Source organism: Ekhidna sp. (assembly GCF_965228795.1).
Classification (GTDB): Bacteria; Bacteroidota; Bacteroidia; order Cytophagales; family Cyclobacteriaceae; genus Ekhidna.
The window spans coordinates 3,413,937-3,438,391 of sequence record NZ_OZ245839.1 but is presented as its reverse complement, the minus strand read 5'-3'; the positions used below and the strand labels follow the sequence as shown (position 1 = coordinate 3,438,391).

Genomic DNA, 24,455 nt, shown 5'->3' with positions numbered 1-24,455 from the left:
TTTGAAAAAGCTTCTTTGGGCCTTTATACTGTCAGTTTTGCTTAGTAAAACTGACTTTTCTCCATCATATAATATAATTGTCAATGATACCCCTTCGGAAATAGAAGGCAGGGAAGATTTGATGGGCAGGTTGGAGTATTTAAACCTGCTCAGCCAAGACCCAAAGACTGGTGAAGTGCCCCAGAATATTCGCCAGTTAGAGTTGCAATTTGATAAACAGCTTTTACAGGATACAAGAAACCTACGAACTCAACAATTAAGCGTATCATCATTGGGTCCCAACAATGTTGGAGGAAGAACGCGTGCTGTTGCCTTTGATGTCAGAAATGAAAATATCATTCTGGCAGGGGGTGTGAGTGGGGGTATTTGGAAGAGCACAGATGGGGGAAATTCCTGGGTAAGAAAATCTGATCCCGAGAATCGTAACAGTGTCACGTGCATCGCTCAGGATACACGACCAGGCATGGAGGATGTTTGGTATCATGGAACAGGTGAGATTGTAGGAAATTCCACCAGTGGCGGTGCGGCACCTTTCCGAGGAAATGGAATATATAAGTCAGTAGATAATGGTGAGTCATGGCAGCCAATTGCTTCCACTCAAAATGAAACTCCTCAATTTTTCAACAGTCATTTTCAATATATCTGGGATATTGAAATCAATCCTGCAAACGAATTACAAGATGAGATTTTAGTTGCAGCATTTGGTGGTATTCTCAGATCAGTTGATGGTGGTGAGAGCTGGGAAGTTGTTTTAGGGAGAAGCTTACTCGATGAAGTAGACACTGCAGATTTTAATCAAGCCAATGCATCTTATTACACCTCATTGGAGCGATCCGGGAATAACGTTTTTTATGCAGGATTGTCCACAGAGACACCTTTGGGAGATACCTTGGAAGTACCTCCTCCGGATGCAGGAATATTTTACTCAATCAATGGAAACGACTGGTCTGAAATAACACCAGTGACAGATGAGTCAAGGTACCAAAGGATTGTTATTGGTTCTAGTCCATCCAATCCTGATATTACTTATTTTATGATTGATTCCAGTCCAATACTAATTCTGGAACACCGGCTTTCATTATTAGCAGATCCACAGAGAGTTAACGGATTTGATCCTGAGCCTCGCAAAATTCCCAAATTTGATGAAAACCTCGGGATCTTAAATACTCAGAGGTCATACAATATGATGATTCGCGTACATCCTGATGATCCCAACATTGTTTATGTGGGTGGCACCAATCTATTCAGATCTACAGATGCATTTAGAACGGAAGAAAACATTGACTGGATAGGAGGGTACAACCCGGAAGGGGGATCCAGCGTTTACCCCAACCACCATCCGGATCAGCACGATCTGTTGTTCTTGCCTAGTAATTCAAATGTTGCTTTATCCGCGAGTGATGGAGGGCTAAGGTTAACGAGTAACATTGTGGCAGATTCTGTGATGTGGCAGAGTAGCAATAACGGATTTGTAACGTCACAATTCTTCACGATTGCTCAGTCGAAGACCAGCGGTAATCCTACTGTATTGGGAGGAATGCAAGATAATGGTACTGATCTGTCTTCCGGCGATTTAAATTGGGAGGGCATTATTGGTGGTGATGGCAGCTATACCGCTACTACCAAAGATGATGTACTTTGGTTTGCTGCTTTTCAAAGAGGGCAGACACTTCGGTTAACACTCAATGACGAAAATGATATTACTTCATTTGCACGAGTAGATCCGGGGGGTCTGGTTGCGCAGCAAGGCTCCATTTATTTATTCATTAATCCTTTTGCATTAGATCCAACCAACCAAAATCGGATGTTTTTTGCAGGAGGTAGTCAATTGTATTACCATCCGAACGTCTCACAGATCCCCGGGGGTTCTCAAACACCGACAAGTCTGGGATGGAGAAATGTGTATAGTATCCCTCTAGCCAATGGATTGATTAGTGCCATTGAGGTTTCTGCAGACGGACAAAAGGTATACTTTGGTACAAGTGATGGAAAATTATTTCGATTAGATAATGCACTATTTGAACCTGATTTTCAGGTGACTTCCATTCAGTCAAATGTATTTCCTGAAAATGGTTATGTATCTTCAATAGCGGTTAATCCGGAGGATAATGAGCACCTAGTAGTTGCGTTTTCTAACTACAATGTCCCATCCATATTTGAAAGTCACGATGGGGGAGCGTCATTTACTGATATCAGTGGAAATTTGGAGGAAAATGCAGATGGTACCGGAAATGGACCAAGTATTAGATGGGTAGAAATAATCCCGAAAACAAGTACTGATTTGATTTTGGCAGGAAGTAGTGTGGGACTGTTTTCAACAGAAACTACGGCAGGCACAGGGACGCAGTGGGTGAAGGAATCTTCGGATCTAATCGGTAGTGCAGTGGTCACCATGATGGACTACCGCTCATCTGATGGTCGATTAGTAATTGCCACACATGGTAATGGCGTTTATGAAACGTTTATCGATGACTTTAAACCAATCAGTTTTCAGCCGGAGATGGCAAATTTTAATGTATTGTCTACCTATCCAAATCCATTTGTAGAAAATGCAAATATCCAATATTCGATTCCTGAAGCAGGGGAAGTAAGAGTGGATATCCTAAGCACGTCTGGTAAACTTATAAATACCATTTTGTGGGGCCCTCAATTTGCCGGAACAAACACAGTAACATGGGATGGAACAACTCCATCCGGAACTTCACTAACCAATGGAATCTATTTATACCGAATCAGGTACAATGGACAGCAGCAATCAGGAAGACTTTTGCTAAGACGTTAACGGATGCTGAGCACCAGCAAGAAGTAGGCAATTACCATCACCCAAAAGTGATAATTCACAATATTTGGAATAATACCCAAGTCCATCAGGATAACAAGGATGGCTAGCACAATTGAGATTATTCTTAAGGTATTTCTGGTTCTTGATGTCATGGTTACTGTTTTAGACTAAAATAAGTATTTCATTGGCACATGGCAAATTGATCTTGTTCAATCATCTTTGCACATCAAATAATTGATAGTGGCAGAAATTGGATCAGATATCGTTAAAGCCAAAGCGTTTTTGGAGCAAGGGGAGGTAGTAGGTATCCCAACAGAGACGGTATATGGTCTGGCTGGAAATGCATTGAACGAAGATGCAATTCTGAAAATTTATGCTGTTAAAAATCGTCCCAAGTTTGACCCACTCATTGCCCACACCAATTCGATTGAGAAGATCGGTGATTTGGTCATGGATATTCCAGACAAGGCGATGAAGTTGGCAGATAGATTCTGGCCGGGACCATTGACGATATTATTGAAGAAAAATAAACATGTGCCGGATCTGTTAACATCCGGACTTGATCGGATAGCGATTAGAATCCCTAAACATCCATTGAGTATGGATCTATTGGGTAGTATTGATTTCCCTTTAGCAGCTCCTAGTGCCAACCCTTTTGGCTATGTCTCTCCGACTACTGCTCAACATGTAAATGATCAACTCGGAGCAAGCATTCCTTATGTTTTGGATGGTGGTCCTTGTAATATTGGGCTTGAGTCCACCATTGTAGGTTTCGAAAATGATGAGGTGGTTATTTATCGCCTTGGAGGAACGAAAGTGGAGTCCATTGAAGAGGTTGTTGGTGCGGTCAAAATACAAGTAAACGAGAGTTCCAACCCGGCAGCTCCAGGGATGCTCAAATCACACTACTCTCCAGGTAGAAAGATGATCATAGGAGACATAGCAAGCAATTTAAATGAGCTTGCTAAAGAGTCAACCGGAGTACTTTCATTTAGTAAACCATTCGACGTACCCGATAAAAATCTTGCTGTTCTATCACCTTCAGGTGACATAGATGAGGCAGCCCGGAATATTTTTTCTGCCCTTCGGAAAATGGATCAGGAACACATTAAAGTTATTCTAACGGAATTTGTACCAAAAGTAGGATTGGGCAAGGCGATTAATGATCGTTTAAGAAGAGCAGCTGTTTAAATCAGTCTCGATATTCTCTTTTATATACATTCTCAAACGGAGTGAGTTCTCCTGAACGGTTAATGAAAAGCGTATAATCAAAATCTTTACTGGATTTTAACGCTGCATCATCATCGGTGTGCTTAATAAGTGTGGCAGGGTTGACTTTCAAATGTTTTGGGTAGTTAAAATTGAAGTGCTTCAAATCTGTTGAGGTGATCGCTTTATTTAGAAGGGCAGAGATTTTTATGATGCAAACTTTTTTGTAAAGCGGAGAGGATTTCAGATTATTCAATTGATAGATGGAGGAGTTTTTGGTGGCATGACGCATACCTATCACACATAAAATTCCTTTGTCAGGATATTCGTCTGTAAGCGAGATGAATTTATCGTATATCAGACGGTCACGAAACTTGTAGTTTTGGTTTGGGTTTGTATAGTCGAAGGTCAATCCATCATCCATATCTAAAATCATCGTCGCAAACTGGATGAAGTCATCTCCAAAAAAATTGGTATAAGCCTCACTCTTTTGTTCCATCTCATCGATGGTCAATAACACTAAACTTTGGATGACCTCACGATCATAATAGTGCATGACAGATAGTCCTTGAAAACTTTCACGATGTGCTCGGGTATCCTCAAAAATCTGCTTGAAAGATCCAACAGTTTTTTCGAGTGGTTCAGGAATTTCTTTTTCTCCGATGAGTTCGTTGATTACGAATATCGCAGATGCCATTTTGTATTCAATATCGATGCTTTTGACAAACACGCGATCTTCGAATGGGAGAGAAAGGTTAAATGCCCTCAAGTCTTCGAAGAATTTCCAGTTCTCCTTACCCCAAAAAAGAGTATTTCGTGCGATTTGTCTTAGTTTGACAGTATCACCTGATTCCAGATAGGAGTTGATCATATAAGCAGCACTTGCACCCTGCTCGATTGCCAGTATCCTTACACTCGCATGTTTGTGTAAGTACCTGATCATTTTTAAAGTTGCCTCTGGTACTGATTGAATATTGTGCCAATGTTCAGCTAGAACGAAAAGCTGATTTCTATCAATTTCTATCAGATCGTACCCCTCGAAATTACCATCTGCTTCAATGCTAACAGATTGAATATTAGGAGAGGTCTGAGCTTGCACCACCCAAACCGACCATGCAGAAAAAACTAAAATTAAGTACCGGATCATTTCATCCAACAACGTTTATCTCCCCTTCACAATTTTCAGTTTAATACTTTGCGGGCTTAGTTCCCGGCAATGATTTCTGAATAAACTCTCGTAAATGATCATTGCTGCTAATGAGATCTTCATTGCGTAAGTACATCATATGACCACTTCTATACCCTCTAAATGAAAGGCGGTCTTTCATTTTACCACTTGGGTCAATTTGCCACATCGTATACTTTGCATCAAAATATTTAGTAGCTCCATCGTAATAACCACTTTGAATCATGGTATGTAAATATGGATTCTGTGCCATGGCTTGTCTCAGATTTTCACCTGTGTTATTACCATCTCTATTCCAGGGATGAACCGGCCCAAACATGTTGTATTTGATGTCAGTATCATAGTCGAGTACGTTCTTAAAATAATAATTGATCGCTGGGGTAAAGGCATGTAACCAGCTGGTAAGCTCTGAATTGAAATCAGGGCGATCACCTCCATCTGTTCGGTCTATTCCTTTATATCGGGAATCCAGTCTTCCAATCGTATACCCTTCATCTCTCAGCAGTTCTTTCCAGAAAAAGGAGGTTGGCACGTCAAGGTTGTATTGAAGAATTACTTTTTCAGAAATTCCTGAATATCTGGCCATTACCCGTGCAGCTTCTTTCTTTTCCTCTTCGCTGACAAAACCTCCTTTTGCTATTGTTGGCATTAGTTCCTGAATCGAGTAAGTCTCGATTTCATCCAATACCTCAAGTAAGTCTATATTCTGCAAGTCTGCAGGGAGCTTTTCGTGATACCATGCTGCAGCCGTAAAATATGGTACTCTTAGAGCAGCTCCTAATGGACCATCTCTGCGTCCCTGTCCACTGTGAATTCCTAATTCTGTAGGAGAAACCAGAATCACACCATTCAAATACATCCATTGTCGATTCTGAAGCTCTAGGGCTAGTCCGGAAACACGTGTGGTACCATAGCTTTCCCCAATCAGATATTTAGGAGATTCCCAACGATTCATTCGATGTACAAATGTGTTGATCCACTCTGCCAGATAGGAGATATCCTCATTTACTCCGAAAAAGAATTCTCTACTGATATTCTCTTTATCTAATATCCGTGAATAGCCGGTATTGACAGGGTTTACAAAAACAATATCAGCCATATCCAATACTGAATTTGGATTGTCTTTGACACCATACGGCTGAATCGGGAATCCCTCATCATCCACTTTGAGGATTTTCGGTCCGGTATAAGCCAGATGCATCCATACCGAGGCAGAACCAGGACCTCCATTGAAGGAGATAAGTAATGGTCGGCTTGCTTTGTTTTTGACATCCGTCCGTTCATAATAAGTGAAATGAACAGCTGCAACAGCCTTTCCTTCATCGTTCCAAACTGGTTGAGTTCCTGTAGTAGCTTTATAAGGCACAGACTTTCCTTTGATTGTGACCTCATGATTTGTGACTATAGTTTCATCTGCAGGAATTGTTCGTTCCTGGGCAAAACTGTAGGTATAAATAAGAATCGTGAAAATGGTGAGTACACGTCTCATAATCTGATTTTTAGGATTAGTTTAAATGAAAAGTACCAAATAATCTTTAAATCAGTAAATAAAAAGATGTACTCGGTAGGATAAGGTGTTTTGTGGTTCGTCAATACTGAGGCTCAAAAAAGAGACAGTAAGTTGATGAAGAAATGAGTTTCGTCCTCTGCGTTTTTTGAGAGTTCAAACCTGAAAGTGATATCGTTGACAAGTACCAGGTCCAGTCCGGTTCCGAAGCTGTATAAATATTTATCAGTAAGCGGAGCACTTCCATCATAGTTCGGATATCCCATACCATACCCCTGATCAAAATAGATTTTACCATAAATGGTTATCGGGAATGTCTGAAACTGCCGGAGCGGCATTGCTCTACTAATGTCATACTTTCTTCCAAAGAGCTGATGTTTAAATTCATTCCGCTGCAATACGTATGAGCTGGCTTCTATCAGTCGGAGATCATATCCACGTATCACCTCTTTCAAAAAGCCAATGGAGTGATAATTAAAGTAGCTGCGATCATTCGCAGGAAATGTACTCATCGTGGATAGGTTGTTTACCATGAAAAAGTTGTCCTTGAACTCCCAGTATTTAGTTAAGCGAACTCTCGCAATCCAATAGTCGACTCCATCGTCATATAATCCCAAACCAACTTTACTTATGCCACCTCTGTACCATGAACCTTTCGTTGGGTAGTTCACATTATTGCGCTTATCCCAGGTGTAGCTATAGCCCAATGAGAAGTATTGTTGTTGGGTTCGGCTGTCACCAAGGTAGTTTGGGTTTAACTGTGAGATGGTGTCAGCAACATCTACGCGAAGGTGACTGAGACTCGTGCGATGAAAGGAGTAAAACGAACTTCTATACGAATGCACAACAGAGTTGGTATAAGCTCGTCTCAATACATGCTGTCGGGAAGAGGCAAACCTACGAATGTTATCTGAAGTCGTAAATGGAACATTTTTAGCTTCGAAGTAGCTGGAGCTAATCAGCAATCCGTTTCTTTGCTGCTTATCGATATAGGGAATTTGGTAGTAAAGATTCAGTACAGTTTCGAATCCTGTCTGAAGCCATAACCTGAGAACTTCATTTCTTCCTCTGAAATTGTATTGAGTTAGCTTCAGTCCATAATTGACCCGACTCAGGTCTCGATCTCTATTAACCCACCAGTCGTTAAAGTTTCGGTCCGTGAGTCGAAAAATTGGGAAGGGGTATAGGTACCAACGCTCATCCAGGGTGATCTTAACATCTGTCTGACCTTCTGCAATATTTTCAAGCGTCAATGTGACCTCATTGAATAGGTTAGTGTTGTAAATACGGTTACGATCCCATACAAACATGCTATCCAGTTGATATCGCTTATAGCTTTGACCTTTCTCGAAAGAAAGCTCCCGAGTAATGATACGCTCTTTGGTTTTATAGTTGCCTTCAATGATTATCCGATTGATTCTCAATACCTCTGTAGAGTCTGTCTGAGCCAAACAACGAAGGCTTGATAGCATAAATAGCAGAATGAAAGTGAGTCTGTTCGAATGCTTCAACGATATGCTTAATCCTTCAATCATATTTAATCAGAACCGACAAACAGAATGATTTTTTGGTGGGCGTGCAAGTTTTGAGTGATACTTTTGTTTGCGTGAATCGCATCCTTAAGAAGATCTTGATTTTTCCGGTATTGGTGTACCAATACTCGATCTCACCACTGTTTCCTAATAGTTGCAGGTATACACCTACTTGCTCTCAATATACCAAAGAAGCGATTCAGAAACATGGACTCAAAGGGGTTTGGATGGGTATTAAGCGAATTGGCAGATGCCATCCATGGGGTGGCAGTGGCTATGATCCGGTACCATGAATCTTTAAAAAATAAGAGGCAGTCTCCAGGGGTTTATTAATATTCGAATGTCACTCTGACGAAGGGCTCCTCATCATTCTAGGAGCTAGAAATCCATCATAAACCTGCCTGCGGAAGGCAGGTTCAATGTGACTGATCTTATTGAGACAACCTCCTATGTTTATTTTGGAATGATATTTTCTTTTGTCCAATCGCGCAAGGTGTTTCCTTCATGTTCGGAAAGAATCAATCTGAATTTTTTGTATTCTTTCCTAAACAGGTAACGATTAAACGCTACTTTTTGAAGAATTATCTTGCCGTATTCCAGCATTGACGTCTTCATATCAAGCACTAAAAGCTGTTGATATAAAAGCAATTACAAAAACACTAATTGCTATGTACCACATAATTCTAAGTTGAGTATAAATGTGGCTATTTGAATCTTCCTGATATTTCATTTCACTAAAGTTTTAATTTAAAAAAATTGAATGGTGAGCTTTAGTGTTGGTCTAAAGAAGAAAGGCTTGCACCCATACATATATTCTAATAGTATGGACGAAGGAATAAATAGAGCTTAATGGTTCTGTTACCTTATGTATAGAAACCGGGTGATGTTTTTCTGCTTTCCTAACGATTTTAACCTGTCGTGATTCTACAGTTATTACTTCTACTTTCTCTTCGACTTCACTTTCAAATGCGGAAGGGGTTATCGTAGGATCTCCTAGTGTGAAAGCTGTCAATAAGCCAATCAGCAGAAGGTTAGTATTACATTTATATGATGTAGTAATCATACTATACATGATAGTATTACTATACGATTGAGTCCTCTCAAGGTTGCTGATTAATAGAAATAGTTTCAGGTGATGAACATCTTTAGTAGATATGACCGGTTTGGTATAATAATTGGATTTGTGGGTAAAAAATCACTCACCATGATCCAACGAATAATCTATCTTTTATTGATTAGTGTATTACTATTATCAAATGGCTACTCACAAATAAGGGAAGTAACATCCAGAGCTGAGGCATTTAAAAATTACAATGATGGAAGTAGTCACATCTCAGATTATTCCGGATCTGATGATGGTGTGGGCAGCTTATTTTTAATTGACTTATTTGTTGGAATGATGCGCCCCATGGTGAAAGGGATCCATTTAGCACAGCAAGCCCAACTGCAAAATAGCCCAACAGAATTATGGAGAACTGGTCTGGAACTGAAGCTTGATGGGGGAATAAATTTTTCAGAGGCGGAGTTCTTCGATAGCCAGATGATAAGAGGAAACTACGGCTTGTTCTCCACGCAGCTTAGAAGGTTCAATGTCAATGATGTTTCCGGGGCGTTCACAACTATCGATTGGCAGGTAGTCCAGCTAAATCTAATCAATACGGAGCGTGTAAGGTGGCTTTTTGGAGGAGGTGTTTCGCATGAGTATCAGGTGGATCAGTCGCATTTTGAGTGGGGAACAGAATTCTACGCATCATTTTATCAAAATAAGCTTATGCCCTCTGTATCATATCGTAAGTCAGGTGATGGGTACCCAAGAGAGGAGTTTTCGACGCAGCTGGAATATCGTCCATTCAGGGATAGATCGTCTGAGTTTGCCTTTCGGTCAGGGTATGTGCATCAGATGTTGTATGATGTACGCTTTGATTTTTTTAGTATGGGCATGAGTTTTTATTTGAAGTGAAGGCTCAATCAACTGTCGCAAAATCTGTTTTATTCTTAAAGTGAGGCGAAGGAATTTCTAATTCAGCAAATAGTTGGGTTATTAAACAGGTTTTAAGATTTAAATCATAATTTCTCCAACTCCTCCCGATATCCACCGCTTAGAATTGGGAAGCGATACCAGGAACGAGGATCGATGTTGAAATCATCGAAATGGAAACTTGGAGCATAGCGCTCACGCTTCCACTGGTTGCGAGACCAGAGCTGATAAAATTTCTTGATCCACTCTTTGAGGTGACCATGGTTAAAATCGCTTTTTAATATATCAAAAACCTGCATCGGTGATCGGCCATTCAGTATTGCCTCTCGCTCAATACGCATGAGTGCTTCATACGGCATCAGGTCATCTTCATCTGTTTGATGCTGATCTTCCGGTCGGAGTTCTGCGGTAGGGGTAAGGGCATTGACATGTTTTAAACCATCAAACCCAAGTTCGCTTTCTGCATACTTCAGCCATTGGAGGATGAAATGTTTGTCTACCCCTGCAATTGGAGAAATACTTCCACTGGTGTCACCATCCATGGTGGCATAGCCTACATCACCTTCGCTTCGGTTAGAAGTAGCCATGAGTAACTTATTCTCAAGATTGGCCAGCATCCAAATGATGGGTGCACGTGTACGCGCCTGAATGTTTTGGAGAGTGATATCGTCCTGTTCCCAGGTCAGCTTTCTTCCGATAGCTTTTTCGATCGTAGATCGGTATTCATTTACCTCCGTATCAATGTGCCAGTTGTAAAAAGTTGCACCGAGGCTTTCGGCCAGGTTCTTAGCGGAATTGAAAGTGGCTTCCGATGAGTTTTTGGTGGCCTGGTAGGCGGTTGTTAGCAATTGTTTGGTGATTTCTTCAGGAGTGTCTCCTGTAAGTTGGAATCCTAGAACTTCTTCCAGACCAGACTTGCCTCGTTGCTCTAAGGCTGTTCTCACCGCAAATCCTATCAATGTAGCAATAGTACTGGAATCTGCGCCACCACTAAGCGACAACACAAATCCTTTGCTTCTACTTTTTCTGCAATAGTCGAATAAAGCTAATCCTGCAGCATGCGAAAACTCTTCGTTACGGTTGCTATAATGTGGCTTGATGTTTTCCGTTGCAGTATTTTTTTCAAAATCTACCTCTACCGTTAGCAATCGATAATCGTGATACCACAGTCGGTGGTTTCTGCCAATTAGCTTCCCTTTTTGAGCGATCAGTACATCTCCATCATAGATCATCCGTCCGGCCTCATTGCCGAGAAGATTCGAATAAAGATATACGCAATTGAATTGCTTGGAACTCCTGATGACCAGTTCTTCTCTAAATTCAGACTTACCAAAAGCAAAATGGGACGCGCTAGGGTTTAAGACAAGATCTACTTTTGATTGTAAGTGTTCACATGGTCGATTGGGCTGCCAGGCATCCTCGCATATTTCAAACCCGATACTAAGGTCAAGGTGCTCTACTATGATATGTCCAAAGGGAATGTTTATCCCTTGAAATTCGAACGAATCTTCTTTGCCGGAAGGCCAGGGGGTAAACCAGCGTGACTCGTAATGCACGCCATCATTGGCCAGCTTTTGTTTGGCGTAAATGCCTTTAATTCTACCATTAGCAACGAATGCAGTTGTGTTGTAATTTTTTCCTTCAATTCGGATGGGTAAACCAACACTAACGGCAATATCTTCTGTAAGTGGGACGATTTCAGATAGTTTTTCAAGTGCAGTAGTTGGCAACCATTGACTCAGGAAAAGGTCTTCACACCCATATCCAGTGATGCAGAGTTCAGGTAGGCAAAGAATATTCACGCCATCCTTCTTCGCATCATCAATGGCATTTTTGATGTTGCTGAGGTTGTTTGCCCAATCAATTGGTGTTTGATTAAGACATGCGCCTGCAAGTTTCAGCTTGTGACTCATTCCCCTAAATTAAGCTTCTCGTACGTTTTCTGAGCGGCATCTTGCTCTGCCTTCTTTTTACTGAAACCATATCCTTTTTCCATTGCATCATCATTAAGGAAGACCTGAGCTGTAAACTTTCGGTCTGCTTCTGATATAATCTCGAATCGCAGGTCTTTGTTTTCTTTTTGTGACCACTCCAGCAAGCGACTTTTGAAGTTGGTGGTTTTAGCAATCAGCTCCTCCAGGTCATAATGTGGCTTGATCAGCTTTTTGATGACAAACTGTTTGCAATATGGAAATCCGTGATCCAGATACACTGCACCTATCAGCGCTTCCATACAGTCGCCATAGACAGACCGATGAGCTCGTGAGTTGGTGTTGTATTTGACCAGTTCTTTGAGGCCTATTTTCTGTCCCAATCGATTCAACGATTCCCTGTTTACGATCTTGGCTCGAATTTCAGTGAGGAAGCCTTCTTCTTTGAAAGGATATGTTCGGTAAAGGTATTCTGCGATGATCATTCCGAGAATGGCATCACCGAGATACTCTAACCGTTCGTAGGAGTTTTTGATGCCTTGTTCATTAAGGGATGCGACACTGCTGTGTCGCATGGCTTGTTTGTATAGGGCAAGGTTAATCGGTGAGCGACCTGTAATGAGTCGAAAAGACTGTCGAAGATTTTTTTCAGATTTGAAAGAATTAAGAAACCGGCCCGATAGTCTTTTCGGAATCGAAGACACTAGCCTTTGTATTTTCCGATAATAATGGAGGTATTGTGACCTCCAAATCCGAAGGTATTGCTCATCGCGATATTTACTTCACGCTCCTGGGCCTTGTTGAATGTTAAATTCAGATTCGGATCGATTTCCGGATCGTCCGTGAAGTGATTAATCGTAGGTGGGACAATTCCTCTCTCTATCGCCATCAAGCACGCGATAAATTCAACTGCACCAGCTGCTCCCAGCAAGTGACCAGTCATTGATTTTGTTGAACTAATATTCATTTTTGCAGCGTTTCCACCAAAGACGCGTTGTGCTGCTTTGATTTCTCCTGCATCACCTAGCGGTGTAGATGTTCCATGCGTATTCAGGTAGTCTACCTGATCAGCATTGAGTCCCGCATCTTCCAATGCATTTCTCATCACCAACTCAATGCCTGTTCCTTCCGGATGTGGCTGAGTAATGTGATACGCATCTGCTGACATTCCACTACCTAATACTTCAGCATAGATTTTTGCTCCACGTGCTTTTGCGTGCTCAAGTTCTTCAAGCATGATAGCACCAGACCCTTCACCTAATACAAACCCATCTCTGTCTTTGTCATAAGGTCTAGAAGCAGTCTCAGGCGAATCATTTCTTTCAGACAGTGCCTTCATGGCATTGAACCCGCCTATGCCTGATTCAATAACGCCTGCTTCAGATCCTCCGGTAAGGATTGCATTCGCTTTTCCCAATTGGATATAAGCGTAAGCATCCGTAATGGCATTGTTAGAAGAAGCGCATGCTGAAACGGTAGCAAAGTTTGGACCCATAAATCCATATTTAATGGATAGGAGACCCGGTGTGATATCCGCAATCATCTTAGGAACAAAGAATGGATTGAATCTAGGAGTGCCGTCACCCTGAGCGAAGCTTACTACTTCGTCCTGGAACGTACTAAATCCACCAATACCTGATCCCCAAATAACTCCAACTTTGGATTTATCGATGGTATCCAGATCGATTCCTGAATCCTGGATAGCCTCTTCACCAGTAACCATACCGTACTGGGTGTTGGGATCCATTTTTCGGGCTTCCTTCCGGTCTAAGAAGTCAGTCGGATTGAAGTTTTTTACCTCACAAGCGAATTTTGTGCGGAATTTCTCAGTATCAAAACGAGTTATAGGAGCCGCGCCACTTACTCCTTTGGCCAAAGAATCCCAATATTCATCTTTAGTATTCCCCAAAGGGGTAAGGGCACCAATTCCGGTAACTACGACTCGCTTTAATTCCATAAATTATATAAGCTAAGTGGGTTAATTACTTAACGTTTTCTTCTAGATAAGAGATAGCATGACCTACAGTGGCAATGTTCTCTGCCTGGTCATCAGGAATAGAAATGTTGAACTCTTTTTCAAACTCCATGATCAACTCCACAGTGTCAAGAGAGTCAGCTCCTAGGTCGTTGGTGAAGCTAGCCTCTGGAGTAACCTCAGACTCTTCTACACCTAGTTTGTCAATAATGATTGACGTTACTTTTTGTGCTATTTCAGACATTTTTGTAATGTTTGGTTAAAAATGAGATGCAAAGAAATATATTATCAGACTAAAATCAAATTAGTTAGGTAATACATCTCTGTCGCTAATTTAAGTCCTAGCTTGCACAAAATATGAAGAAAAACAAATTAGATGGAGGCTACTCGTTAGATTTTGATTTGTTTGGGCTTGTTTGTAACAAAAAGGAGTACACACTGGCCTGGCATTTAAATCAGCAATTAGACATCTCACTGGTAAAACAGGATGATATTCGCATTGAATATGCGGATCGAACGGCCATTCTGATTTCTAATTATCTTTTCGAAACCGAGTATGTGCTTTTTGAGCTTCTTCAGAATAAACTGGTCGGAAGTGGTAATTCAAAATTGAAATTGTTAATGCCCGAATTGAAGCAATTTGACTACCTTCTGAAATTCAGAGATATGACGGACGAGTTGACTTCCGAAAACGTTAACGCAATTATCAAGCAGATTCCTATCATTGAGTATGCAATGCGCCTTAATTTTGATAACCTAAAATCAAAGGAAAATCTCCTCTATTAATATTTATCCATTCTATGAGATCTATAAGTAAACGAACGAAGATTGTAGCCACACTGGGACCTGCGAGTAACAATAAGGAAACCATTACCAAACTGATCGAAGCGGGAGCCAATGTACTCAGGCTTAACTTTTCTCATGGAACACATGAAGACCACAAGAAGGTGAAAAATATCATCCGTGAGATCAGCAAGGAAAAAGGCTATCACGTGGGTATTTTGCAGGATTTGCAAGGGCCAAAAATCCGGATTGGGTTGATGAAAGATGGAGGCGTGGAGATTAAAGACGGCCAGAAGCTAATCATCACCACAGAAGAAGTAGAAGGGAATGCAGAACGTGTGAGTACGGTCTATACCGAAATAGTCAACGATGTAAAATCCGGAGACACCATTCTGATTGATGACGGCAATATTGAGCTAAAAACCCTTTCCGTAAATGGCAAGGAGGTAGAGACTGAAGTGGTGCATGGAGGGTTGCTGAAATCCAGAAAGGGTATCAACCTGCCTGATACGATCGTATCGGCACCATCGCTCACAGAGAAAGACCTGGAAGATCTGGAGTTTGGTTTGGACCAAGACGTAGACTGGGTGGCACTCAGCTTTGTTAGAAAAGCGGAAGATATCCGACAATTAAAAGAGATTATCAATAAGTCAGGCAAAGCGACAAAGGTGGTAGCTAAGATTGAAAAGCCGGAGGCACTTGGAAACATCGATGATATTATTGAAGAAACCGATGCTATCATGGTAGCGAGGGGAGACCTTGGAGTAGAAATACCCATGCATGAGGTTCCGCTTTGGCAAAAGAAAATTGTGTTGAAATGCAATGAATTGGCTAAGCCAGTGATCATCGCTACACAAATGATGGAGAGCATGATCGAAAATCCACGACCAACCCGTGCGGAAACCAACGATGTGGCTAATGCGGTGATGGATGGGGCAGATGCGCTGATGCTATCAGCAGAATCTGCAGCCGGTAAATTTCCTGTGGAAGCCGTTCAGGCCATGTCAGAAACAATCATGGCCGTGGAAACTGAGGCGGATTCAATCTACAATAGATACTACGATAAACAGTTTGAGTCGTCTACTCGCATGAACGATTTATTGATTCGTGCAGCCTGTAGATTAGCGGAAAATACGTCAGCCCGGGCGCTGGTTTGCATGACTAAATCCGGCTATACCGGCTTTCGGACAGCCATGCATCGCAGTAGGTCTGAGATTTATTTGTTTACGAATAATGAAAAACTATTGCACCAGATGTGCCTGGTCTGGGGGGTGAAGACATTTTACTTCGATACGATGGATAACATTGATTCCACCCTGGAGCAGATTGAAAAGAAGCTTGTAAGCGAGGATCATCTAAAAAAAGGAGATATTTTCATTAATACAGCTTCAATGCCGCAGCATTGGCACGGACACACCAATATGATGAAGGTGCAGGTGGTGGAGTAACTCATCTCTTTCATGTCAGTCAGGGATTTAGCTTTTGGAAAGTTTCAAACTTTCCAAAAGATCAAGCACAGACAGTGTAGGATGAGAGGCTGAATACTGGTTATGGAGCTTTTAGCAGTTCCAGAATATCGTCAGTATTTGAGTTGAGATGGTGCTGAATTGATAGTAGGTTGTTAAGGATCAGTTCTGATATACTTTTTGTTGTCAGATTTCCTGTGTTGAGGTAAATGATCTTAGGAGGAGTTCCGCGAAGGGCATTCAGGTCTACGAAATCAGAGTCGAATGTTACCACTGCAAATCCATTTGCCTTTGCATATTCAAAAATTTCAAGATCAGTTGCATCTTCGAGTCCAACAAATCTTACTTGTTCACACTCCGAAAATTCTTTGGGAAGTCTATTGAGGATTTTCGGTGAGATATTTTGATCAAAGAGAAGTTTCACTGAACTGAAATCAATCGTCGTTCCTTGTCTGCTGCATACGCAAGACAAGCGTCAATCATTTTATCAGTTATTTCTTCAAAATCAGACTTGATATCTTCTCTACTCATGCCGTTAGAAAGCCAGTTGAGAACATCATAGACTGAAATTCTGGTTCCTTTAATAGTTGGTTTACCGAATCTCTTATCTGCTCTGATTTCTAAGATATCTTGATAATTCATATTGTAAAGATACGAAATCTGTTTTGAGACGGTTCTTTTAATTCAGATGAATATCATACATGGTTCTTAAGATGCGGTTCATTTTCTCAACTCTGCCGCCATGGTTTATGTCTTCACAAAGCAATGGGCATTTTGTCTCGTGAGGGCACGAACCGAGGCTGTTGAGGTGGGACCTTCAAGGTTCATTGAGACTATCTTTTGGAAAGTTTCAAACTTTCCAAAAGGTCAAGCACAGACAGTGTAGGATGAGATGGTTTAGGTATCCTCATTACAGACGAGGACGAGAGGAGGGGGTGCTATGCATACACCTTGTTATCTACAGTCTATTTTACAAAATACATTTCCAGTTCCCCTTTCCCTTTTGCAAAGATTTTTCCACGAGGAAGACATGTAAAGTTGTTTTTAATAATTTCATAAGTAGATGAAGATATATTGATTTTACCTGCCTCACCAGCGGATTCCATTCTACTGGTTGTATTTATCGTATCTCCAAAAAGGTCGTATGCAAATTTCTTTTTGCCTACAACACCTGCTACCACAGTTCCTGAATGTATCCCAACTCTCATTCTCCATGTTATTTCATGGCTTTTATTTCTCTCCTCAAGGTAGGATAGCATCATTTGTGCTGCACTAATACAGTTCGCAGCATGATTTGTCATTTCATCTTCAAGTCCACAGGCAGCCATATATGCATCACCAATGGTTTCAATTTTTTCAACCTCCGCTTCTTCCATTATTTCATCGAATCGACCAAAAATGTCATTGAGTTCATTGACCAAAGTGATTGCCGATATGGATGCTACAAGCTCCGTAAAGCCTTCAAAGTCAGTAAATAGGATTGTGACATTCTTATGTCTTTTAGGAATTGTGGTACCGCTTTCCTTTAAGTCCCTGATGATGTTTGCTGGTAGAATATTATGCAGAAGATCATCTGATTTTTTCTGTTCAGCCTTTAATGATTCCTCTGATTTATCAATTAGAACAGACATACTCGATATGAGTATGAGGCAAATGAATCCAGTAATGCTGATATTAACTATTTGTGATATGTAAGGATCTAATCCGTCAAAATGAGCTAGTATACTGGATTGAAATATTACAGAAGCAATCAATGTTAGGCAAGCTAGAATACTAAAGACATGAGCTAAATACCTTGCCTTTCGAGGGAAAGTCATGTATGGTAGGATAATAATCAGGAAACATACAGCTGCAACACCCGAGGAATACCCTAACAAATAAAGAAACAAGATAACGGACATGTAAGATGCCAGAATAAGCCATACGGAAGCCAGGACCCGCCACCCTTTCCTATTGAATAGTAGCGCCATTAGAAACATCAATCCCAACAAAGTATTGCTCCCATAAATCACTAATGCGTCTGTGAAAAAAATTGCAATTAGTATCCAAATTGCGTTATAAATTACTCCTAAAAAGGATGCGATATTCGTTACGCGCAAATACCTAATTTCGGTCAAGGAAGAGTTATAATTAGCACCAATGTCAACCATTCTTTGAAAGAATCTAGATTTGTTTTTATCATAGATTGACATAAGCTTTTCTCATCTTCTATGGATTATTAATTTTTTTCCTATTGTAGCTTACCATAATGTAGCGCGCACTGTGCGCTTATTTCTGTTATATATTTTGGAGTAAATGTTTGTTGCCGGATAAAACATGAACACAAAATATCTTAAAAAGCTATTTCAAATATATCGTTTTCTAAAACACAACGAGATACAGCAGCAACACCACGATCAGTAGAATGGCTATCCATTTATACCCGGTCTGTGTTTCTGCAAATTCATATTGGCAGATGGGGCATACTTTTGCGGTGGCATCTACTTCCATGGCGCAGGACGGACATTCTTTGGTTTTCATATTCCTAATAAAAATTAAAAGATTCTGAAACAAGTTCAGAATGACTTATCGAGGTATGATTTTGCTCAAAAGGACTTTAATGCTGTCAGCAATAAAAATACCCAGCCTGCAATGAATAGCAATCCGCCGATGGGCGTAATGGCTCCTAGCCATTTCATTCCGGTAAAGCATAAAATATAAAGTGATCCAGAAAATATCAGGATACCGAATACCATGCTGTAGCCGGCATAATTAAGCCACTGGCTTTGTGTCTTCATCATTAGTATGGCAATTCCAAAAAGCGCCAACGTGTGGTAAAACTGGTATTGCACGGCTGTTTGATAAGTATCTAGTGTTCCTTCTGATTGAAGCTTATCCTTAAGTGCATGCGCACCAAAAGCTCCAAATGCTACAGCCAGCATGCCGGATATCGATGAAAAAATGAGAAAAAATTTATGCATTAATTTTTTTGAGAATAATAGTCAGGAATGGAAAATAGTTCCTCCTCCGGAATTACATCCAGGTTAATTTCTGTTGCAGTTGTCTCAATGTTTCGATCTCCCAGTTTGGCTTTGCGCTTCAATACCAACCCATTCCATATCCATAACTCCTGAATGGCTTTTCCTTCAAACGACCATACCTGACATGCGCGGTTGAGTAATTGTTGGTTTTCTTGTTGAGAACCTCCCATCGAGAATAATATGGCCTCTGATACCTGATCCGGTGATTTGTATGAAGCTTGCTGACTCCACTTAAAGTCTTTTCGGGTAATGTATGTCGAATCATCCGGGTTTAAACGATGAACCAAATCTCCATTGGTGATCTCATAGACAGATTGTGTACTGGTAATCCCGTAAAGTTCAAAAGTCATGGTTTGCTGCCTGAGGCTGGTCCATCCAAAGTCGGTGAAGACCATTAGCTCTTCACCTTCAGCATCACCTGTGATTTCATATTTGATCTCTGCGTTGGATATAGCGTATTTTTTTAGATCCTGTGCGCGTAGTTCCTTAGCTGTTTGCGCCTGGGAAAATGCAATAATCGGAATCAGAAAATATAGGTAAAGGAGCTTTTTCATGATAGGGGTGTGGGTTAACCTGGGTTAAAGATAAAAAAATCCCTGACGCTAGCGCCAGGGATGTCAACCAGCTATAGTCAATCCCTCAGTCCCAGGGATTATCTTGAATGTCTTGGCCTGCACTTGTTTAGTTCCAGTACGATCTTTTTTAAGGTCATTTCAGAAGCATCATTGAAGCGCTCAAGAGGGAGTACATCCTGTGGACATCTTTCAACTGTTTGCTTAAAATCAGACCAGGTGCCAAACTGGTAGGTGCTGAGTGAATTGTTATACCAAAGTATTTGTGTCATGATCGTGGTGTGTTTAGAACTTTGATACCTCTAAGCTGCTATGGTTTAATTTTCAAATCCTGCCATGTCACTTTTATTTCCTGCCAACCTTCAATTATCCTTCCAAAATCTGTTTAAATGAATGCCCAAAGCGCTTTTCATATTGACTGGCAAATGAGGATACATTATTCATGCCTATTAGCTGAGCTGCTTCGGTGGCTGTTTGCACCTTATTGTGTTGAAGGTAGTTTTCTAAATATTGCCATCTGACTTCTTTTATCAATTCGTATGGTGTTAAACCGGAGATCTTTTTAATCATCCGGTACACTTTACGCTCACTGGCTGCCATTTCATCTGCCAGGTCAAGTACCGATAAGTGCGGATCATCAATACGCTTGATAATCAAAGACTCTAAGCGGTGCATGATGTTTTTCTCAAATTCCTGAGCGGTCTCGTTGTATAGTTTGGATAGGGCTGTATTGCTATCCCAATCTCTCTGAGTGATGTTTTGAATTTTTAGCATCAACTCCTCCTTGTCAAATGGTTTACTAATGACATCTTCTGCCCCTTTAGAAATAAGGTCTAGTTTTTCCTTTTTATCAGTACGGGCACTTACAATGACAACCGGAATCTTTTTGAGCTCCTTATCTTTTTTCAGATGATCTACCAACTCAAAACCATCCATATAAGGCATCATCAAATCGGTGATGATTAAATCGATTTTTTCTGCTTGCAAGATGTCCAGTGCACTGGATCCATTGGCCGAAAGGTAAACCCTGAATTCGGTACTAAGAATGCTCTGCAGGTAACTCCTGAGCTCTCGATGATCTTCCACGATTAAGATGGCTTTCGCATCTTCTTTTGCTGTCTTTATACCCGGAACCTGAATTCGCTCTTTCTCTTCCTGCAGGTCCATCCACAGTGAGTTTCTGGTAACCACATCCAGTGATCTTTCCGGAACAATAGCTTTTGATATCCAATCGCTTTTCTTGAATGGGAATCGAATGGTGAATACCGAACCATCTTTTCCACTTGCTGCTTTAATAGTGCCACCATGTAGCTCTACCAGTTCTTTTACGAGTGCCAATCCAATCCCAACTCCCGCTTGTGAAGTGGACGCATCGGCGGATTGGTAATAGCGATCAAAGATCAGAATGAGGCTTTCCTGTGGGATACCCGGACCGGAATCTGATATTGCAATTTCTAGGTGAGTCTTATCTGTGTTGAGCTGTACATCTACTACGCCATTTTCCGGTGTAAACTTTATCCCGTTTGAAAGTAGGTTGTAGATGATTTTCTCAAATTGGTGTGGATCTATTTGTAATGTGGTTTCGTCTTCTGCGTGAGAAGTAAATTTCAATTCGATGGATTTGATGTCTGCAGCACTACTAAACATTTTGGTGAGTAGGCGCAGGTACGGAACGATCTTAACGTATTGCAACTCCAATTGTACTTTACCTTCCTCTAGTCGTGTGAGGTCCATGATTTCATCTGCCAGGTAGAGCAGACGCTTACCGTTCTTGATGCCGGTCTCCAGCAGATCTCTGGATTCTTTATCCAGTATTTCATAATCCCTTTCTGTGATCTTGTCCAGCGATCCTAGTATAAGTGTGAGGGGTGACCTTAGATCATGGGAAATGTTTGCGAAAAATCGCGTTTTGGCCTGATCAAGTTCCTTAAGTTTGGCAGCCTGTCCTTTGATTTTATTCAGCAATTGTTTTCGCTCTTTGAGTTGCTTTCTTAAAAGGATGGCAAACACTAATAACAGTAGTACGATGATGATTGCTCCGGCTATTAATATGTTTTGTGTTTTGATTCGCTGCTCGCTAACGCTTGCTTCTTCCTTTAACAGCTGATTTTCCTTTTCTTTTAGTTGATTTTCATATAAACTTTTATTCAATTCAAATTGTGATTCTAACCGACCTATTTCTTGATTTTTTTCCTCATTAAATAAGCTGTCTTTAGCAGCAACATATTCCTTGAAGTAATAAAGTGCTTTAGAATCATTGTTCATCCTTTCATAAACTTCTGTTAGCTCTTTGGATATGCTCTTTACTTCATTTATAAACTTATTTTCATTGGATAATTCGTATCCTTTGAGACCATAGTAAAGTGCTAAGTCATTTTGATTCAGATCGTTATAAATCCTGCATAAGTTGTAATAGCATAGACAGATACCATAGTCATCACTTACGGTATTGAAGAACTTTAATACATCATTGAATATTTCTATCGATTTTTCATAGTCCTTTTTGCGATAAGCATTGAGCCCAAGGTTTAGTTTGGTTACAGCCTTTCCAAATTCGCTTCCAAGTTCTACAGCAATAGCATACCCTTTTTCAAAATAATATTTAGCGGAATCATATAAGTTCAGTCCATCGTAACCCAACCCGATGTTATTATAGATCTGAGCCATTTTTATAGTGGTACCTAGCAGGGCGTAAGTTTCTAAAGCTTCTTTATTGTATCTAATTGATTCTCGTTCTTTTTCAATTTTATCGTAAAAAATGGCCAATGAAAGCTGACTTAAGGCTATTAACTCAGGGTCGTTATACTTTTCAGCGATATCAAGTGCTTTAAAGTTATAGTCAAGTGTTTTTCCATAATCACCGAGAATCTCATAGAAACTAGCCTGCTCAACCAATGATGTAATCATGGCTGATGTATCTTGATATTGCTCTCCTAACTGGTACAGTTGAATTAGAATAGGTTTGACAGAGTCATATTCTTTTCTGAGATTGAAAACGTCAAACTTCATTTTCAATAAATGCAAGAATACTTTGCTATTCTCTGTGCTAATGGCCGTTTTTAAAGCCTCATTTGTAAGTTGATATAGTAAGTCTAGTTTAGATTGATATTGAAGTTCTACACAGTATTCATCATAAATTTCCAGTTTCTCTATTTCATCGTTTGTTTGATCAATTGCTTGATAAAATAATGAGATAGAACTAGCGGAATCCTCATCTACCAATTGAATTGCTTTCTGAAGCAAGGAATCTGGTTCTTGAGAAATAAGGGGGAGGTTAGATAAAAAAAGAAATACGGCTAGAAGAATATTTTTGGTCATGGTGGTACAGCTTGATGATAAAGATATAAAAAAAGCTCCCCTGAATAGATCAGAGGAGCCCTACTTCTACCCACGGTGTTATGCGCGATTAGGTGGATTTCAATGGTGAAGGTATAAGGTCAGCTATTATTAAATCTGCCATCTTACTTCATAATCCTGCCAATCGTTAAAATAATATTTATTCTGTGAATGAAACCATTGGAATATCTGACATGGTGCGAAGGCCGGGGCTACTTTTCAGTAGACTTCTTACCGCGTTAATGGTAATGGCGCATGTAGCGATATCACCATTTACTCCATCACTGATTCGTGATTTAATCGTTGGTGACCCTTCGATATGGACTTCATCATAAGATTCAGCCTCACCGATTGTGGCCTGGAAAACGAGTTCAATCTTTCGAGTACCATCGATGTATCCTGAGCCAATTTGGCAAACGCCCCTGGCATTTCCTTTCTCAACGGATACGCCGTTGCTGTTATATGCTGTTTCAGCAATGACCGGTGAGATTTCATCGGTGACTTTATCAAGTTTCCAACCCAATGCATTCGCTATCAATTGAATGGATTCTGTCAGTCCGACATGCCTCAATGTACCTTCTTGCTTTCTAGCTTCAAACTCCTTAATGGATAGCCCGGCTCCAATTTTCTTTTGAAAAGGAACTCTACGAAAGGAGGCATTTTGAAATCTGGAAACACGAACAGAAGAGACATCCTGGCAAATTCCTGTTAAAAATGCAGGCAAAGCATCCATTAAGAATCCTGGATTAACACCTGTGCCCAAAACAGCAACACCATGTTTGATCGCTTCGTCATTCAGTTCTTTTGCCAGTTCAGGGTTGGCTTCCCATGGAAAGCTCAGTTCTTCACACGTTGAAACCACAGGAATGCCATGCTCGATGATTTCCTTGATCTGCGGGACGATTCCTGTCATACTGGAAACAGTAGTGAGAATTACAGCATCCGGCTTTTGATCTTTCAAGACGGCACTGATGCTTTCTTTTATGATCACTTCAGAAGTCAGATTTTCTTTCAAATCCTGGAGAGCCTTTCCAATCAGTTCAGGGTTTTTATCAACCGCAGCGATGGTCTTTACACCTTTTCTCGACTGTATAAACTCAGCGATTTTAATTCCAAGTGGGCCCATGCCCACCTGACAAATTTTTATTTCATGCATAGTGATTGGTTAGTTTAGGTAA

The 24,455-nt window shown here is 40.7% G+C and carries 24 protein-coding genes; 6 read left to right on the top strand and 18 right to left on the bottom strand.

Annotated elements, in window-relative coordinates:
* The first annotated feature begins 1 nt into the window (after window position 1).
* Entirely contained in the window at window positions 2–2,782 is a 2,781-nt protein-coding gene (locus ACQK2H_RS15360; protein WP_425392260.1) for a FlgD immunoglobulin-like domain containing protein, read from the top strand.
* Here the strand turns inward: ACQK2H_RS15360 and ACQK2H_RS15355 are convergent.
* Window positions 2,779–2,934, bottom strand: coding sequence for a hypothetical protein (locus ACQK2H_RS15355; protein ID WP_425392259.1), 156 nt, complete (start codon window positions 2,932–2,934; stop codon window positions 2,779–2,781). The genes ACQK2H_RS15360 and ACQK2H_RS15355 overlap by 4 nt on opposite strands.
* Window positions 2,935–3,022: 88 nt before the next feature.
* Here ACQK2H_RS15355 and ACQK2H_RS15350 point away from each other — a divergent pair, with 88 nt between their 5' ends.
* Complete coding sequence (locus tag ACQK2H_RS15350) at window positions 3,023–3,973, top strand: L-threonylcarbamoyladenylate synthase (RefSeq protein WP_425392258.1); 951 nt, start codon at window positions 3,023–3,025, stop codon at window positions 3,971–3,973.
* Window position 3,974: 1 nt separating this feature from the next.
* Here ACQK2H_RS15350 and ACQK2H_RS15345 read toward each other — a convergent pair whose 3' ends face one another.
* The 3 genes from ACQK2H_RS15345 to ACQK2H_RS15335 form a co-directional block, all read right to left on the bottom strand.
* On the bottom strand, window positions 3,975–5,138 hold the full coding sequence (locus ACQK2H_RS15345; protein WP_425392257.1) for a hypothetical protein: 1,164 nt from the start codon (window positions 5,136–5,138) through the stop codon (window positions 3,975–3,977).
* 40 nt (window positions 5,139–5,178) lie between these two features.
* Window positions 5,179–6,666, bottom strand: coding sequence for a S10 family peptidase (locus ACQK2H_RS15340; protein WP_425392256.1), 1,488 nt, complete (start codon window positions 6,664–6,666; stop codon window positions 5,179–5,181).
* Window positions 6,667–6,779: 113 nt separating this feature from the next.
* Window positions 6,780–8,219: a BamA/TamA family outer membrane protein gene (locus tag ACQK2H_RS15335; RefSeq protein ID WP_425392255.1), complete on the bottom strand. Its 1,440-nt coding sequence runs from the start codon at window positions 8,217–8,219 to the stop codon at window positions 6,780–6,782.
* Window positions 8,220–8,290: 71 nt separating this feature from the next.
* Here ACQK2H_RS15335 and yidD point away from each other — a divergent pair, with 71 nt between their 5' ends.
* Window positions 8,291–8,509, top strand: coding sequence for a membrane protein insertion efficiency factor YidD (gene yidD / locus ACQK2H_RS15330; RefSeq protein WP_425392254.1), 219 nt, complete (start codon window positions 8,291–8,293; stop codon window positions 8,507–8,509).
* 488 nt (window positions 8,510–8,997) lie between these two features.
* Here yidD and ACQK2H_RS15325 read toward each other — a convergent pair whose 3' ends face one another.
* Window positions 8,998–9,279, bottom strand: coding sequence for a hypothetical protein (locus tag ACQK2H_RS15325; RefSeq protein WP_425392253.1), 282 nt, complete (start codon window positions 9,277–9,279; stop codon window positions 8,998–9,000).
* Between the two features lie 72 nt (window positions 9,280–9,351).
* On the opposite strand from ACQK2H_RS15325, the gene ACQK2H_RS15320 reads away from it, so the two are divergent.
* Window positions 9,352–10,176, top strand: a complete 825-nt coding sequence (locus ACQK2H_RS15320; protein ID WP_425392252.1) for a hypothetical protein — start codon at window positions 9,352–9,354, stop codon at window positions 10,174–10,176.
* Between the two features lie 104 nt (window positions 10,177–10,280).
* Here the strand turns inward: ACQK2H_RS15320 and nadE are convergent, their stop codons facing one another.
* The 4 genes from nadE to ACQK2H_RS15300 are packed head-to-tail and all read right to left on the bottom strand — an operon-like array spanning window position 10,281 to window position 14,344.
* Complete coding sequence (gene nadE / locus ACQK2H_RS15315; protein WP_425392251.1) at window positions 10,281–12,107, bottom strand: NAD(+) synthase; 1,827 nt, start codon at window positions 12,105–12,107, stop codon at window positions 10,281–10,283.
* Window positions 12,104–12,829, bottom strand: coding sequence for a ribonuclease III (gene rnc / locus ACQK2H_RS15310; RefSeq protein ID WP_425392250.1), 726 nt, complete (start codon window positions 12,827–12,829; stop codon window positions 12,104–12,106). The genes nadE and rnc overlap by 4 nt, the downstream gene beginning before the upstream one ends.
* A complete protein-coding gene (gene fabF, locus ACQK2H_RS15305) occupies window positions 12,829–14,082 on the bottom strand; it encodes a beta-ketoacyl-ACP synthase II (RefSeq protein WP_425392249.1) in 1,254 nt (417 codons plus the stop codon). The genes rnc and fabF overlap by 1 nt, the downstream gene beginning before the upstream one ends.
* Before the next feature lie 25 nt (window positions 14,083–14,107).
* Window positions 14,108–14,344, bottom strand: a complete 237-nt coding sequence (locus ACQK2H_RS15300; RefSeq protein WP_089358163.1) for an acyl carrier protein — start codon at window positions 14,342–14,344, stop codon at window positions 14,108–14,110.
* A gap of 113 nt (window positions 14,345–14,457) precedes the next feature.
* Between ACQK2H_RS15300 and ACQK2H_RS15295 the strand changes: the two genes are divergently transcribed.
* Both ACQK2H_RS15295 and pyk read left to right on the top strand, forming a co-directional pair.
* On the top strand, window positions 14,458–14,886 hold the full coding sequence (locus ACQK2H_RS15295; protein WP_425392248.1) for an IPExxxVDY family protein: 429 nt from the start codon (window positions 14,458–14,460) through the stop codon (window positions 14,884–14,886).
* A gap of 14 nt (window positions 14,887–14,900) precedes the next feature.
* A complete protein-coding gene (gene pyk / locus ACQK2H_RS15290; RefSeq protein WP_425392247.1) occupies window positions 14,901–16,331 on the top strand; it encodes a pyruvate kinase in 1,431 nt (476 codons plus the stop codon).
* A gap of 100 nt (window positions 16,332–16,431) precedes the next feature.
* Here pyk and ACQK2H_RS15285 read toward each other — a convergent pair whose 3' ends face one another.
* The 9 genes from ACQK2H_RS15285 to ACQK2H_RS15245 form a co-directional block, all read right to left on the bottom strand.
* On the bottom strand, window positions 16,432–16,773 hold the full coding sequence (locus ACQK2H_RS15285) for a DUF5615 family PIN-like protein (RefSeq protein WP_425392246.1): 342 nt from the start codon (window positions 16,771–16,773) through the stop codon (window positions 16,432–16,434).
* Entirely contained in the window at window positions 16,770–16,991 is a 222-nt protein-coding gene (locus ACQK2H_RS15280; protein ID WP_425392245.1) for a DUF433 domain-containing protein, read from the bottom strand. Before ACQK2H_RS15280 ends, ACQK2H_RS15285 begins: the two co-directional genes overlap by 4 nt.
* 323 nt (window positions 16,992–17,314) lie before the next feature.
* Window positions 17,315–18,499, bottom strand: a complete 1,185-nt coding sequence (locus ACQK2H_RS15275) for an adenylate/guanylate cyclase domain-containing protein (RefSeq protein ID WP_425392244.1) — start codon at window positions 18,497–18,499, stop codon at window positions 17,315–17,317.
* A 211-nt stretch (window positions 18,500–18,710) separates the two neighbouring features.
* Window positions 18,711–18,869, bottom strand: coding sequence for a zinc ribbon domain-containing protein (locus ACQK2H_RS15270; protein ID WP_425392243.1), 159 nt, complete (start codon window positions 18,867–18,869; stop codon window positions 18,711–18,713).
* Between the two features lie 65 nt (window positions 18,870–18,934).
* On the bottom strand, window positions 18,935–19,309 hold the full coding sequence (locus ACQK2H_RS15265; protein WP_425392242.1) for a DUF423 domain-containing protein: 375 nt from the start codon (window positions 19,307–19,309) through the stop codon (window positions 18,935–18,937).
* The gene (locus tag ACQK2H_RS15260; protein WP_425392241.1) at window positions 19,309–19,923 is read right to left on the bottom strand and encodes a hypothetical protein; all 615 of its coding nucleotides are present in this window, start codon (window positions 19,921–19,923) and stop codon (window positions 19,309–19,311) included. The genes ACQK2H_RS15265 and ACQK2H_RS15260 overlap by 1 nt, the downstream gene beginning before the upstream one ends.
* 98 nt (window positions 19,924–20,021) lie before the next feature.
* Window positions 20,022–20,213, bottom strand: coding sequence for a hypothetical protein (locus tag ACQK2H_RS15255; protein ID WP_425392240.1), 192 nt, complete (start codon window positions 20,211–20,213; stop codon window positions 20,022–20,024).
* Between the two features lie 94 nt (window positions 20,214–20,307).
* The gene (locus ACQK2H_RS15250; RefSeq protein ID WP_425392239.1) at window positions 20,308–23,259 is read right to left on the bottom strand and encodes a response regulator; all 2,952 of its coding nucleotides are present in this window, start codon (window positions 23,257–23,259) and stop codon (window positions 20,308–20,310) included.
* Between the two features lie 178 nt (window positions 23,260–23,437).
* A complete protein-coding gene (locus ACQK2H_RS15245; protein ID WP_425392238.1) occupies window positions 23,438–24,433 on the bottom strand; it encodes a hypothetical protein in 996 nt (331 codons plus the stop codon).
* Between the last annotated feature and the right edge of the window lie 22 nt (window positions 24,434–24,455).